Origin of the sequence: Streptomyces kanamyceticus (assembly GCF_008704495.1) — a bacterium.
Classification (GTDB): domain Bacteria; phylum Actinomycetota; class Actinomycetes; order Streptomycetales; family Streptomycetaceae; genus Streptomyces; species Streptomyces kanamyceticus.
Genome location: NZ_CP023699.1, coordinates 5777958 through 5790883 on the forward strand (window position 1 = coordinate 5777958; position 12926 = coordinate 5790883).

Genomic DNA, 12926 nt, shown 5'->3' on the forward strand with positions numbered 1-12926 from the left:
GCTACGGGGAAGTCCGCGGGCTCACCGTCATGCGGATGTCGTCGGCCGCCCACAGCACGAACCGTTCGATCGGCGTCACCTCGTGGCCCGGCGCGGTCCTGAAGCGGAAGCGCTTGAGCAGGACGGCGAGGACGAGTTTGGCCTCGACCATGGCGAGCTGGGCGCCCTCGCAGCTGCGCGGCCCGACGCCGAAGGGGATGTAGGCGAGCCTGGGCCGCCCCGCCGCCTCCTGCGGGGTGAACCGCTCGGGCCGGAACGCCTCGGGCTCCGGCCAGTACCGGGGGTTCATGTGCACGGCCCAGAACGGATAGAAGACCGTGGCGCCCGCCGGTACCTCGTACTCGCCCAGGGTGAGGGCCTCGGTCGTCTCGCGCGCGCCGTAAGGACCCGGCGGGAAGAGCCGCATCGACTCCTTGACGACCATGTCCAGATAGGTGAGCCGCCGCAGCTCGGCGTAGTCGGGCGCGGCACGGTCGCCGAGCACCCGGTCGAGCTCGTCGGCGACGCGGTCGGCCACCTCGGGGTGGCGGCCGAGCAGGTGCAGGGTCCAGGAGACGGCCACGCCCGTGGTGTGGTGGGCGGCGAGGAGCGTCATCATGACGGTGTCGCGGATCCGCGCGGGCGGCTGGCCCGCGTCGACGAGCGCGCCGATGAGGTCGCTGCGGTCCGTGCGCCCGCCGGAGCGGTGGGCCGCGATCAGCCGGTCGACGGTGGCGCGCAGCTGCCCGAGCGCGTCGTCGACGCGCTGGGCCCGCGCCGCGGCCGCCGCCTCGCCCTCGTCGGGGTCGGGGACTTGGTAGAGCCGCCCCAGGTGCTCGGTGAGCACCACCTCGAAGGCGGCGACGGCCTGTTCGGGGTCGGTGAGACCGTCGGCGCCGCCCAGCGCGTACGCGGCGATCATGCGCAGTGACAGCTCGGTGAGCTCCTTCTGGAGCGCGACGGGCGCGACGGGCGCCGAGGCCGACGCGGACGCCGCGAGCCGGTCGGCGAACTCCGTGGCGAGCGCGGTGAACTGCGGCAAGTGCCGCTCGTGGGAGGGGCGTCCGGCAAGGACCGAGAGCAGGATGCGCCGCCAGGGGGCGTGCTCCTTGGCGCCGAGCACCTGAAGGTTCTCGGCCTCGCACAGCGGCGAGAGGAACGCGAAGAGGTTCTCCGGCCGCCTGTCGATGTGCGCGGTGGCTTCGAGGAGCACGGGATCGGCGACCGACACGGCCGTCTCCACACCGGGCAGCTGGAACTCCACGACGGGTCCGTACTCCCGGTGCAGCCACAGCTGGTAGGTGTGCAGGCCCCCGGCGGCACCGATGGCGCCCACACCGCCGTCCGGCCTCGGCTCGGGTCCAGGAATGCGCATGCCGTGCTCCCTCGGTGACGGTTGCCTACGACGCGGCCCTGTTGGCGTCGATCACCCCGCCGATGACCAGCAGGATGACGGGAAAGGCGATCAGCAGGAAAGCCATGGTCCAGCCCATCTTGGCCGTTGTCCTGTTCGCGACCTTCCGGCAGAGGAGGGCCACGGGCGCCAGGTAGAGGATCGCGGCGAAGAAGGCCAGGTACAGAAAGCCCATGAGGATTGCTCCTTGACGTGCTTGACGTGCGTGGGGGAGGGGAACCGGCCGGTGCGGGCCTGTCCCCCTCCCCTACTTCGGTTCAGCGGGTGAGGTGCTCCGTGAACTTGTTCGCGGGCTCGTCACAGTGCACCACACCGTTCGGCCGGTTCCCCGGCCCGTCCCCGAGGAACGGAACAGGCGCGTCCACGCCCCACGGATTGCCGCCGCTGCCCCGGTGGTAGGCGGAGCAGGAGGAGAAGGCGTTGCCGTTCGGCGCGGTGAGGGGGAAGTTGGAGAAGTTCCGCCAGTCACCGCCGCTGATCCGGTGGTCCGTCGGACGGCCCAGGTTGTCGGTCAGCTTGTCGTCGACGTACAGGTAGAGGTCGGGCATGTAGGACTGGAAGACGATGCCGTCGGACGGGTTGGCGTCCCGGTTCTTCTGCAGGTGGGTCGGCTTCACGGAGCCGTCCGCGCAGAAGGCCGCGGCGATGTCCTGCCAGATCGGCGGCGCGTTGCCGATCATGGAGCCGAACATGTTGTTGTTCCACGACCCGGTGTTCTTGAAGAACATCGAGTAGACGTCACCGGCGAACCGCCGCACCGTGTGGTTGGTCTCCAGGTCCGCGTTGACCTGGTCCACCCACTTCTTGACGTTGTCGTTGATGGACTTGTGGCCGATCATCGCGCGGTAGCCGTGCACGCCGCCGCCGACCGCGCGGAAGTCCACGCACTGCTTGGCGTCGTCGAGGCGCGCGCCGCGGAAGTGCGGGAAGTACGCCTGGCCGGGGGTGTCCCCGTCCTTGTACGGGTGGGAGGTGTGGACGTTGCCGTATTCGAGGGCGTCCTGCGTGGTGTAGTCGATGTCCGGCGCCGGGATGCCGTAGTCCGCCTCGATCGTCTGCATGATGTCCGTGACGAAGGTGGGGAGGTGGGCGTTGCCGACCCGGGCGCGGTGGTCCGAGCCCACGCTGCCCTCGACGATCTTTCCGTCCTCGCCGACCACGAACGTCACGTTCACATCGGACTTGATCTTGTAGCTGTTCGGGTCCGCGTACGCCGAGGAGGCGGACGCCTTCGGGTTGGGCCTGGTGTTGGACATGGCCATCCACTTCGGGATGGACATCGCGGGGGCGGAGCCGTCGGCGCGCGGCTTCCAGCCGCCCGCCCTGATGTCCTTGGCCCACTTGGCGGCCGCGTCATACGTCTTCTGTCCTGTGCACTCGCCGACGGCCTTGGCCGAGGGGCAGCGCGCCTTGGAGGACATGCCGACGGCGTCGGCGCCCTCCGGGTTGTTCCACAGCGGACCGTGGTCGGCGAGGCCGAGGCCCCAGTCGTAGAGCGCCTTCATCGACTGCACGGGCGAGTTGATCTCCGAGGACACCGGCCAGTTGGAGTTCAGCTCCTGGTTCGGGTCGAAGATCGCCGCGGCGGTCAGGGAGCGGTGGACGAACTTGCCCTTGATCGGCTTGAACGCCACGGAGTTCCAGGCGAGGTCCCGGTCGGCGGTGCCCGTCTTCGTGTAGTTGCTCAACTTCACCTTCGGTGTTCCCGTGAACTTGTAGGCGCCCAGCGGCACCCACTTGCCGTTGTTCGCGTTCTGGTCGACGAACCGCTCGTACGGTCCGCCGGACGCGCCCTCGACGACGTACTTCGCGTGCCTGGTCTGCGCCCCGGTGTCGGGGATGTACGCGTAGACGGCGGCGAGGTCGTACTTCTTGCCCGCCGTCCACTCGCCGTCGATGGTCATCCGGTTGCCGTCGCCGCCGAGGTGGTCCTCGTTACGGGTGTGGGTGTACCAGAAGTGGCCGCCGTGGCCGCCGCCGATCGAATGCAGATCGGCTTTCGCCTCGTAGTGCTTGTCCCAGTCGGGATGGAAGGTGAACCGGAACGAGCCCGTCGACGAAGCCTTGCCACAACTCGACCAGGTGGGCGTGGAGTTGGGCACGGAGGCGACGACGTCGGAGCCCGCGGGGGCCCCGCCGCACACCGGGTCGCCGTTCTTCAGCCGGTAGCCGCGTCCCGGCTCGGCGCGCAGGGTGACGTACTTGATGGACTCGTGCCCGCACGTCTGGTCGCAGTCGGGCTTCCACGTCGCGTTCTCCTGCGTCCACCAGAACTGCCGGTAGCAGGCCTCGTCCGGGCAGTCGACCGGGTTGGCCGGGTCGCAGTTGTTCTTCTTGTTGCAGAAGGTGTCGAGCGGCGGGCTGACCCGGGAGCGGTCGGCGATGCTCGCCCACCACGCGGGACGGAAACCGGCGGTGTTGAAGCCGGAGTCGCCCTTCCAGTCCTGCCTGCCGTCCGTCCCGTAGGAGAAACCGGTGTCGATGGACCAGGCGGACCAGCCCATCACCTTCTCCTCGTACGGCCAGTCCTGCGGGTGCGCCGCGTCGCGGATGTTGTTCGCGTTGAGGCTGACGTCCATGAACGGGTGGTCCCAGGCACCCTTCTTGTACATGGGGTTGGCCGGGTTGTTGTACCAGCCGAGGCCCCAGTGGCCGCCGTTCTTGCCGGACTCCGACTTGGGGTTGAAGCCCAGGTTGTAGTTCCAGGCGGCGGTGAACCAGTTCTCCATGCGGGACGGATCGTCGTTGTTGACCGTGATCTTCTGACCGTCCTCGTGCACCTCGTTCCACTTGTCGGCGAGGATCTGCATGGAGGCGGCGATGTTGGTCGCGTAGTCGACCGCGATGATCTTCTGGAGCTTCGGGTCGAGGCTGGTCTCGCCCTTCTTCTCGTGCCCCTTCAGACGCATGCCGTCGGTGACCTGCCCGACGCCGTAACCGCAGTCGGACTTGTCCCAGTTGATGCGCCAGTAGCCGAGGAGGGTGTCCTTCGCCTTGTGGCCGTAGTAGCCGTCCACGGCGGCCAGCGGATTGCCCATCTGGCCGGGGATCGCGCCGGACTCGGCCTGCCACAGGTTGGACTCCTGCGCCAGGATGCCGAGCAGGACGCTGGCCGGGATCCGGCCGCCCCCGTTCAGCTTCGGCAGCGGGAAGAGCCCCTGCGGATCGATCGTGCCGAGCCCCGCCTGGCTCCGGTAGTCGCCCTGCCGGATCCACTTGGACCGCAGTTCACCGCGTACGGCGAGGTCCACGGCCCACTCGACCTGGTTCGGCGTCGGCTGCAGCGCCTGCGCGCTCATGTCGTTGCGGGAGACGGAGCACCAGCGGTCGGTGTCGACGGGGTCGTGGGAGACGGGGGCGGTGGCGGCGGCGGGGGTGGCGGCCGCGGTGGTCGCCTTCGTACGGGCCGCGGACCCGGCGGTGGATGCCCGGGTGAGCGTGCGCGGCTTCGCGTCGCCGGTCAGGGCGGGGGAGAGTCCTTCGGTGGTGCGCGGCGGCGCCGATGTGACGCGCTGCTCGACCTCCTCGCCGGTCGTCGTGGCGGTCGACGTCACCGTGATCGTGGTGTCGTCGTCCGCCGTCCCCGGGGCCTGCCCGGAGCGCGAACGCACGCCCGCCTCGGGCTCGTCGGCCTTGTCGAAGCCCTTGCCCGCGCCCTTGATGCGGGTCAGCCCGGCGCGGACGCCGGGCGTGAGGACGGGCTCGACGGCGAGACGGCCGTGCGAGGAGAGGTCGGTGTCGGCGGGGGCGTCGATCCGGGTGACCCCGCTGCCCCGCACCTTCACGTCCTTGGCCTCACCGGTGAGGAAGGTGCGGCCCTGGGCGCCGGATTCGAGGCCGAGTTCGCCGAGGCGGCCGGTGGCGATGGTGCGGGGCTCGCCGTGCGCACCGCTCCCGCCACGCTTGCCCTGTCCGTCGTACACCTTCGCCTGCGCCGTCTTCGTGCCCTTGCGGTCCACGAAGCCGATCCGGCCGTCCGTCATGGGGCGGATGTCGAAGGGGACGCTGTCGGCACCGGCGACCTTGCGGATCTTGCCCTTGCCGTCGACGTGGACGAGGTCGCGGCCAAGACCGGCGACCACGCCGTCCTTCACGGGCGCCGCCGACGACACCTGCCCGCGCAGCTCACCGGTGGTCGCGACGGTCTTGCCCGCCGTGTCCACGGTGATCACCTGGGTCTTCACCCGGGACACGTCGTTCATGTCGCGGTACTGGGTGAAGGCGGCGGTGTGCGTGGTGGTGTTACAGGTGGGGTCGAAGTAGGCGAGGGTGCCGGTGAACGGCAGCTTCGTCACCGCCCCCGTCCTGGTGTTCACGATCGCGGTGAACGCGCCGCCCTGCATCAGGTCGGGCTTGTTCGTGAACGCGCGGGGCGCGTACACGGCGGCGACGTGGGAGTCGTCCATGGCGCACTGGTTGCCGATCCACGAATCGGCGGGCATGCCGGGCTCGTTGAGGACGGCCGCGGTCTTCCACGCGTACGCGTCGTCCGACGCGGCGGCGAGGATGCGCAGCCCCCCGGAGTCGGCGGCGGCGGTGACGGCCCGGTCCTTCGAGGTGTCCCAGTCCTTGCCGAGGCGCTTGTCGGGGTCGGCGACGCGCCCCGAACCCGGCTCGTTCCCGGCGGACTTCGGCCGAGAAGCGGCGGACGGGTCGTCGGGCGCGGCGTGCGCCGCGCCGGTCTGGAGCAGCCCTGTGAGGACCGCGGCGGCCGCGAGGCCCGCGATCCCGGCACGGGCCGGTCTCCGTATGTGCGATGTCAACTCATGCTCTTCCTCTCACAGTTGGCGCATGGCAAAGCAGCACCGATGGTGCGTTGCCGGTCAAGCTGTGAGGTGTGGGGGAAATGGGATTGATCATCGTAAGGCGTGGATAAGGGCGGCTTGACGGTGTGTCATGACGTGCTTGATCGCGCCGTGAGTTGTTCTTGATACGGCCGTTACCCCTCGCCGTACAACCATGCTTAACGCCACAGATGGGATGGGTGGCACTTGTCGTCTTTAAGGTGATTCATCCGCAAGATCGGTGCACGGTTCACGCAATAGGTTCCTTGATCGGATCCGCACTCCGGCGAGCCCGGAGCTCCGTGGATCCGCTCGAACACACCGTCTTTCTGGGGACCACCCATGCACATAAGCGCCCGTACCACCGTGGCCGCCGCCGCTCTCGCCCTCGCGACCGCGGGGATCGCCGCCGCTCCCGCCTTCGCCGACGCCTCCGCTGCCCAAGAGGTGCCGGGCGCCGTCTCCGGCACGCTGAACACCGACGAGGAGGCGCGGGTCCACCAGGAGGTGGGAGACGCGCCGAAGGTCGAGATGTACTACCACGGCGAGAAGATCGACTCCCGGTCGGACGACCTCGGTGGCGCGCAGGTCTGCGCCGAGGTGTCGCAGGACGGCACCATGGAGTGCTTCGACGACCAGGAGGAGGCCAACTCCGTCCTCGCGGAGCGCGCGCCGACTCCGGAGTCGCGCGAGGGGGCGGCCGTCCAGGCGGCATCGAAGGCGGCATCGAAGGCGGCTCCGAAGGCGGCTCCGAAGGCCGCGCGCGCCGCCGCCCTGCGCAGCAGCTGGCTGGACTGCCCCAAGAGCTGGGTGTGCCTGTGGCAGGACGCGGACTTCAAGGGCCGCCGCCTGCAGTGGCCGACGTACGACACGGCGAAGACCCGCCACCTGGACCAGTACAGCCCGAGCTTCCGCGACAAGGCGTCCTCCGCGTACGTCAACCGGCCGCAGCGCGGCGTGGAGCTGTACGACTTCCGCTCCGGCATGCCCGACCCGCACCTGTTCCTGGGGGCCGGTTACACCCGCTACCCGAACTTCACGAAGATTTCCTACGCTTACGGCGGCAACTGGAACGACAAGGCCGACGCGATCAAGTTCTGAGGTCCCGGAAGTTCTGGGGTCCTGGAAGGAGAATCACCTGATGCGCACCCGGACGATGCGGTCGGCGGCCGTAGCCCTCGGCGCATGCGTCGCCATCGGTCTCACGGGCGGCTGCGAGTGGACCGACACGACGGCCCAGGGCACCGCCACGGAGCAGGAGACCCTGCCGCCCGACACCGACAAGGCGCGGTCGAAGGAGCAGGCGGACGACTTCCGCGCGTGGGTCGACGCGCACGGCACCAAGGAGCAGAAGAAGGCGGCTTCCCGCGTGCGGCGCGTCATCGGTGAGTGGGACGACAAGACCGGCAACGCCTACGTCTCCACCGACATCAACGGCGGGACCACGCCGGTCAAGGACCCCATGGCCACCGCCCGCGCGCTCGCGGCCGCCTTCGACGACTGGAAGGACTCGAAGGAGGGCTACGTGTCGGTGTACGACGTGTTCGGCAACGCGCTGGTCACCAACGAGACGTTCTGAGCCGATCCGGGTCCGGGTCCGGGGCACGGCGCGCCGAGCGCGCCGTGCCCCGGACGGTCGGTGGTGTCAGTCCTGGCGGACGATGTTGCGGCCGGGACCGCCGGACAGGACGTCCTGGCCGGGGCCGCCGTAGAGCTCGTCGTCGCCGCTGTTCCCGTAGATGGTGTCGTTGCCGTTGTTGCCGTACAGGATGTCGTTGCCCTTGCCGCCGTAGATGAAGTCGTCGCCGTCGCCGCCGTAGATCTTGTCGTTGCCGTCGTCGCCGTTCAGGGTCTGGCGCCCGGCACCGCCGCGGATCTCGTCGTCGCCCGCGCCGCCCTCGACGGCGCTCTCCTCGCCGTCCGCGTAGATGACGTCGTTCTGGTTGCCGCCCTGCGCGATGCCGCCCTTCTTGGTGTGGATGGTGTCCTTGCCGTCGCCGCCGGACGCGGTGCCGTAGTCGCCCATCGTGAGGTTGTCGTCCCCGGTCCCGCCGAGCACGGCGTTGCCGTCGACGCCGCCGACGTGCTTCCAGGTGTCGTTGCCCGCCCCCAGGTCGGCACGGGCGAAGTAGTAGGTCTCGTCGCCCTTGTTGTCGTAGCTGACGGTGTCGTTGCCGTCGCCGAGGTTCAACAGGAGGGTGGGGTAAGGGTCCTGGCTCTCCAGGGTCTCCACGGAGCACGACACCTTGGTGTGGTCGGCGCTGTCCGGGTAGGAGCAGCCCTCCCCGGCGTCGATCGAGACGGCGTCGTCGATCAGGTAACTGACCTTGCCCGTGCTCTTCGTGGCGGTGACGGTCACCTTGTTGGTCTGGCCGGGAGCGGCCGTGTAGAGGATCCCGTGATCGGACGGGCTGAACGCGGCGGTCGCGGAGGAGGCGGCGGAGGAGGCCGCGGAGGAGGCCGCGGAGCCCGCGGCACCTGCCGTCCCGGCGAACAGCAGCGGAGCGGAGATCCCGGTGCCGAGGGCCAGCGCCACGGCCGAGACGGTACGCACGGTACGGCGCCCGACGAAGTGAGAGGGCATTGCAAAACCTCCATGATGCGTATGTGGTCCTTGCAATTGGGTGGGACATCCGGGCTTTGCGGTTGGTTGCGGACAAAGAAGCTCCGCGATATCCGAAGCTGACCCTTCCGCTCCACTGAAACCCCTGTTGAACTGGCATGTTGGCGGGGTGCTCGACCGTCGGACGATCGCTTTTAAGGCGTGGTTAAACGTAAATTCATGAGTTCACGGGGCCGAATCGGCCGGACTCTGAAATGCGTTGGGCGGGCCGAATGGGCAAGGGGATGCCCTAATGGGCACGGAGAGGGGCATCGGGAGGGGGTGAATGGACATCGGCGGGCGGCGCTGAATGGACATCGGCGGGCGGCGCTGAATGGGAGCCATTTCGCTATGCGCCCCCGTCGGCGAGGATCGCCCGCATCTTCTCCTGGAGATAGTCCCCCGCGCGTACGGCCGGGTAGGGCGTACGTCCCACGGGGGCGGGCAACGACGCGATGCTGGTGCCGGGGGCGCAGGCGTGGAAGTACACCAGCGAGGTGAGCTCCTCCCGCGGGGCGTCGACCGGCGGCGGCAGCACGCGATGACGCCCCGAGCGCCAGCGGTCACCGCTCCAACGGGCCATCAGGTCACCGATGTTGAGGGTGATCGCGCCGGGCTCGTACGGAGCGTCCTGCCAGCCGTGCTCGTCGTCGTGGACCTGGAGCCCGCCCCGGCCGGTCTGCCGGTCGAGGAGGGTGACCAGCCCGAAGTCGGTGTGCGGCCCGATGCGGAACTGGCCCGGGGCGGCGGGCCCCGTCTCGTCCGCCGCCGGGTACCAGTTGACGGTGAAGTCCCAGTTCGGGTCGGTGGTGTGCCGGGTGAAGAAGTCGACGGGCCGGTCCAGGGCCGTCGCCATGACCTCGAGGACGGTGTCGGCGAGGCCGCGCATCCGATCGGTGTACTCGGCGACCAGGGGCCGCAGGGCGGGAACTTCGTCGGGCCAGTGGCAGGGCGTGGCGGGATCGGCCGCGCAGGACCAGACCTCCAGCAGGTCCGGCGGCGTCTCGGTCCCCTCGGACCGCCCGGTGACCACGCGGTCCCGCGCGGTCCATCCGCGCCGATCCGCGCACTGGGCGTACGCGTTCTTGACGTCCGACGGGAGCCGGAAGAAGTCGCGTGCGGCGGCCCGGAGCCGACCGGGCAGGCCGGGGTCGATGCCGTGCCCGGTCACGAGGAGGAAACCGGTGCTCTGGAGGGCTTGGTCGACGTGGTGGGCGAGGCGGCGGCGGGCGCTGCCGTCGTGGGGGCTGTCGTCGTGGGCGTGGTCGTGCCCGGGGAGGTGCCGCCGGGCACCGTCGTCGTAGGGATCCGCGTGCCAGTCGCCGAGGTCGACGACGGGGATTTGGGCGCGGGACGCCATGGACTCCATGGGGGTCTCTCTTCCGCTGGGCGGGGGCAGTTCAGGACCGGACCGCACCAGCATCCGAACGCCTCCCCCCCCTCCCCCCAAGCCACGCGCGCCGCCCCGGCAGGATCAGGCGCGGGAAGGGCACCTACCGGTGGATTCCAGCGCGCGCGTCCCCTCAGGACCGGAGCACGATGCTCACCGCGCGGTAGTCGTACCCGTCCTGTTTGAACCCGGGCGCTTCCCAGGTGAGCTCTACCTCCTGCCCGGGCGACAGGGTGCGGAACCCGGACATCTGGATGTCGGAGAAGTGCCCGAAGCAGCCACCGGGCGTCTCGGGGGAGTCGAACACTCCCCACCCTTCTTCGTCTCGCCACTCACGGACGGTCGCTATCACCATGGGGCGAATTCTAGGGACCAGGGCTTGGCCGAGCCGCTCCTCCGTGTCGCCGGGAGACACCCACTCGTGTGCCGTGCCCGCCGTGTCTCCCCATGCTCCTGGAGGCCCGGGCCACCAGGCCGCACGCTGAGTGCGAGACGACCATCCGGACCATCCGGGCCACCCGGATCACCCGGCACAAGAAGAGCGAAGCGCTCCGGGCAGCGCGCGCTCAGACGAGAGGACTGGCAAGAGATGAGCGAGGCCCGCAAGGCCGAGAGGACCGACCACCCCAAGCCCGAGGGATTCCCGACCGCCGGCCGAGCGGCAGGCTACTGCTGGCACCGAAACCCGACGGGCCCCGGCCGGTGCACCTGGCCACCGGGCCACGGGAGGGACGTGGAGCACAAGGACACGTACTCCAAGACGGCGTGGCCGTGCGTGTAGGCGGGGCAGCCTGACGGGTCTCGTACGGAATCTGTACGGAGCGGTGAGGGGCGGTGGCTAGTCCACGGGATGCACAGCGATGGCGATCTTGCCGCGTGGACGCCCGCGGCCCTCGTAGCCCTCGCGGCCCCCGCCGCCTTCACCGCCCTCGCCTCCTCCGCCCGCAGAGCCACCTCCCAACAGCGCATGCGCCCGCGCGATGTCGGCCAGCGGCAGCACCGCGCCGATCACCGGCCGGAGCCTGCCCTGTTCGACCAGCTCGCCGAGGGCCGCGAGCTTCGCCCGGCCGGGGCTGACGAAGAGGAAGTGGTAGGTCGCGTTCACGCCCCACGCGGCGAGCAGGTTCTGAGGTTCGGGGATGTCCACGATGGACACCACGCGGCCCCGGTCGGCGAGGACCTCCGGGCTGCGGGTGAGGGTGTCCCCACCCACCGTGTCCAGTACGACGTCCACCCCACCAAGGGCGCGGACCCGCGGAACGTAGTCACCGGCCGAGAAGTCGATGGCGTGGTCGGCTCCAAGGCCGGTGACGAACTCGTGGTCCCGTGCCCGCGCGGTGGTCACGACCTCGGCTCCCAGCGCACTGGCGACCTGGACGGCGGCCGAGCCGACCCCGCCCGCTCCGCCGTGCACCAGGACCCGTTCCCCGGCCCGCACCCCGGCGCGTTCGACCAGTGCCTCCCACGCCGTCACGCCCACGAGCGCGAGCCCGGCGGCCTCGACGTGCGACAGCCGTGCGGGCTTACGGGCGACCAGTGCCTGGTCGACCACGTGGAACTCGGCGTAGGTCCCCTGCCCGGCGAACACCGGCGCCAGGTACCAGACCTCGTCGCCCGGCTGGAAGTCGCCCGCCCCGGGGCCGGTCTCGACCACCACGCCGGACACGTCATTGCCGATCACCGCGGGCAGCGCCACCTGGTCGCGGTAGTCGCCGCGCCGGGTCTGCAGGTCGAGGGGGTTCACGGACGTGGCAAGGACGCGCACAAGCACCTGGCCGGGCCCGGGAGCGGGTCGTGGCACCTCACGGGCGGCGAACGCGGTGTCCGCGGCACCGAAGCGGACGAGTTCCATCACACGCATCGAAGTCGACATGCGATGACCTTAGATCGAGATATCGCGAATTGCCAATATGTACGTGCGTTAAGATCGCCGCGTGTTCTCGGAGGCGGAGTTGCTGGCGGTGTTCCGGGCCCTGTCCAATCCGGCCCGCCGCCAGATACTGGTGTGGCTCAAGGAGCCGATGAGCTTCCCCGGCCAGGAGCCCGAGGACGTCGAGATCGGCGTCTGCGTGACCGACATCCAGCAGCGCGCGGGCCTGGGACAGTCGACCACGTCCCAATACCTCGCGATACTGCGGCAAGCAGGACTGGTCATCGCCACCCGGCGGGGCAAGTGGACCTACTACCGCCGCGACGAGGCGAACATCGCCCGCCTCCTGGACGCCCTGCGCGACGTGTTCTAGCGCCGCACCGGCCGATCCCGCCCGCTCAGAAATGACGCTGGATGGCCGGGCACACCCCGCCCTACGGTGACGCCATGAGCGACGACAACCCGGAAGCGCCTGCCACGCCCGTCACGCCCGTCGAAGCCTACGAACCCCCTACTACGTAGCTGTCTTCACGACGCTGCGAGCCCGCGAACAAACCGGCTACAGCGAGACCAACGCCCGCATGGAAGACCTGGTGAAGGACGTCCCGGGCTACCTGGGCATGGACCACGCGCAGACTCCCGGCGGCCTTGGCATCACCGTCGGATACTTCCGGGACGCGGACGCCCTCACGGAGTGGCGAACGAACGCCGAGCACCGCGCAGCGCAAAAACGCGGCCGAGCCGAGTGGTACGACAGCTACACGCTGCACGTGGCGAAGGTGGAACGGAGCCACGGGTTCGTACGCGCGTAGGCCCTACGGACCCCGCTCGCGGCTTCGGGCCCCGTGTGAACGGAACGCAGTCATGTGCCGCCTGCACACACTCCC

The 12926-nt window shown here is 69.8% G+C and carries 10 protein-coding genes and 1 pseudogene; 4 read left to right on the top strand and 7 right to left on the bottom strand.

Annotation, left to right across the window (positions count from 1 at the left end; genetic code table 11):
• Window position 1: 1 nt before the first annotated feature.
• The 3 genes from CP970_RS24875 to CP970_RS24885 all read right to left on the bottom strand — a co-directional run bounded on the left by CP970_RS24875 (window position 2) and on the right by CP970_RS24885 (window position 6156).
• Window positions 2-1354: a cytochrome P450 gene (locus CP970_RS24875; RefSeq protein ID WP_055544839.1), complete on the bottom strand. Its 1353-nt coding sequence runs from the start codon at window positions 1352-1354 to the stop codon at window positions 2-4.
• 25 nt (window positions 1355-1379) lie between these two features.
• Window positions 1380-1568 carry a hypothetical protein gene (locus CP970_RS24880; protein ID WP_055544838.1) on the bottom strand — a complete coding sequence of 63 codons (189 nt, stop codon included), beginning with the start codon at window positions 1566-1568 and terminating at the stop codon, window positions 1380-1382.
• Between the two features lie 82 nt (window positions 1569-1650).
• Window positions 1651-6156, bottom strand: coding sequence for a golvesin C-terminal-like domain-containing protein (locus CP970_RS24885; protein WP_055544837.1), 4506 nt, complete (start codon window positions 6154-6156; stop codon window positions 1651-1653).
• Window positions 6157-6519: 363 nt separating this feature from the next.
• On the opposite strand from CP970_RS24885, the gene CP970_RS24890 reads away from it, so the two are divergent.
• Both CP970_RS24890 and CP970_RS24895 read left to right on the top strand, forming a co-directional pair.
• Window positions 6520-7278: a peptidase inhibitor family I36 protein gene (locus tag CP970_RS24890; RefSeq protein WP_150493925.1), complete on the top strand. Its 759-nt coding sequence runs from the start codon at window positions 6520-6522 to the stop codon at window positions 7276-7278.
• Window positions 7279-7318: 40 nt separating this feature from the next.
• Window positions 7319-7756 (top strand): hypothetical protein, encoded by a 438-nt coding sequence (locus CP970_RS24895; RefSeq protein WP_224058681.1) that lies wholly within the window; start codon window positions 7319-7321, stop codon window positions 7754-7756.
• 66 nt (window positions 7757-7822) lie between these two features.
• Here the strand turns inward: CP970_RS24895 and CP970_RS45560 are convergent, their stop codons facing one another.
• The 4 genes from CP970_RS45560 to CP970_RS24915 form a co-directional block, all read right to left on the bottom strand.
• On the bottom strand, window positions 7823-8761 hold the full coding sequence (locus CP970_RS45560) for a calcium-binding protein (RefSeq protein WP_055544835.1): 939 nt from the start codon (window positions 8759-8761) through the stop codon (window positions 7823-7825).
• A 367-nt stretch (window positions 8762-9128) separates the two neighbouring features.
• Window positions 9129-10148: an isopenicillin N synthase family dioxygenase gene (locus tag CP970_RS24905; RefSeq protein WP_224058684.1), complete on the bottom strand. Its 1020-nt coding sequence runs from the start codon at window positions 10146-10148 to the stop codon at window positions 9129-9131.
• Between the two features lie 154 nt (window positions 10149-10302).
• Window positions 10303-10524, bottom strand: a complete 222-nt coding sequence (locus CP970_RS24910; protein WP_055556565.1) for a cold-shock protein — start codon at window positions 10522-10524, stop codon at window positions 10303-10305.
• A gap of 483 nt (window positions 10525-11007) precedes the next feature.
• Window positions 11008-12042, bottom strand: a complete 1035-nt coding sequence (locus CP970_RS24915; RefSeq protein ID WP_055556551.1) for a zinc-binding dehydrogenase — start codon at window positions 12040-12042, stop codon at window positions 11008-11010.
• A gap of 61 nt (window positions 12043-12103) precedes the next feature.
• On the opposite strand from CP970_RS24915, the gene CP970_RS24920 reads away from it, so the two are divergent.
• Both CP970_RS24920 and CP970_RS24925 read left to right on the top strand, forming a co-directional pair.
• Window positions 12104-12412 (top strand): ArsR/SmtB family transcription factor, encoded by a 309-nt coding sequence (locus CP970_RS24920; protein ID WP_055556553.1) that lies wholly within the window; start codon window positions 12104-12106, stop codon window positions 12410-12412.
• Window positions 12413-12486: 74 nt separating this feature from the next.
• Window positions 12487-12851 (top strand): annotated as a pseudogene (locus CP970_RS24925) (antibiotic biosynthesis monooxygenase family protein).
• Window positions 12852-12926: the final 75 nt, after the last annotated feature.

What these genes read in the sequence shown, in the direction of transcription:
- CP970_RS24875 (WP_055544839.1), bottom strand. Translation starts at nt 1,354, where the DNA reads ATGCGCATTCCTGGACCCGAGCCGAGGCCGGACGGCGGTGTGGGCGCC.
- CP970_RS24880 (WP_055544838.1), bottom strand. Translation starts at nt 1,568, where the DNA reads ATGGGCTTTCTGTACCTGGCCTTCTTCGCCGCGATCCTCTACCTGGCG.
- CP970_RS24890 (WP_150493925.1), top strand. Translation starts at nt 6,520, where the DNA reads ATGCACATAAGCGCCCGTACCACCGTGGCCGCCGCCGCTCTCGCCCTC.
- CP970_RS24895 (WP_224058681.1), top strand. Translation starts at nt 7,319, where the DNA reads ATGCGCACCCGGACGATGCGGTCGGCGGCCGTAGCCCTCGGCGCATGC.
- CP970_RS45560 (WP_055544835.1), bottom strand. Translation starts at nt 8,761, where the DNA reads ATGCCCTCTCACTTCGTCGGGCGCCGTACCGTGCGTACCGTCTCGGCC.
- CP970_RS24905 (WP_224058684.1), bottom strand. Translation starts at nt 10,148, where the DNA reads ATGGAGTCCATGGCGTCCCGCGCCCAAATCCCCGTCGTCGACCTCGGC.
- CP970_RS24910 (WP_055556565.1), bottom strand. Translation starts at nt 10,524, where the DNA reads ATGGTGATAGCGACCGTCCGTGAGTGGCGAGACGAAGAAGGGTGGGGA.
- CP970_RS24915 (WP_055556551.1), bottom strand. Translation starts at nt 12,042, where the DNA reads ATGTCGACTTCGATGCGTGTGATGGAACTCGTCCGCTTCGGTGCCGCG.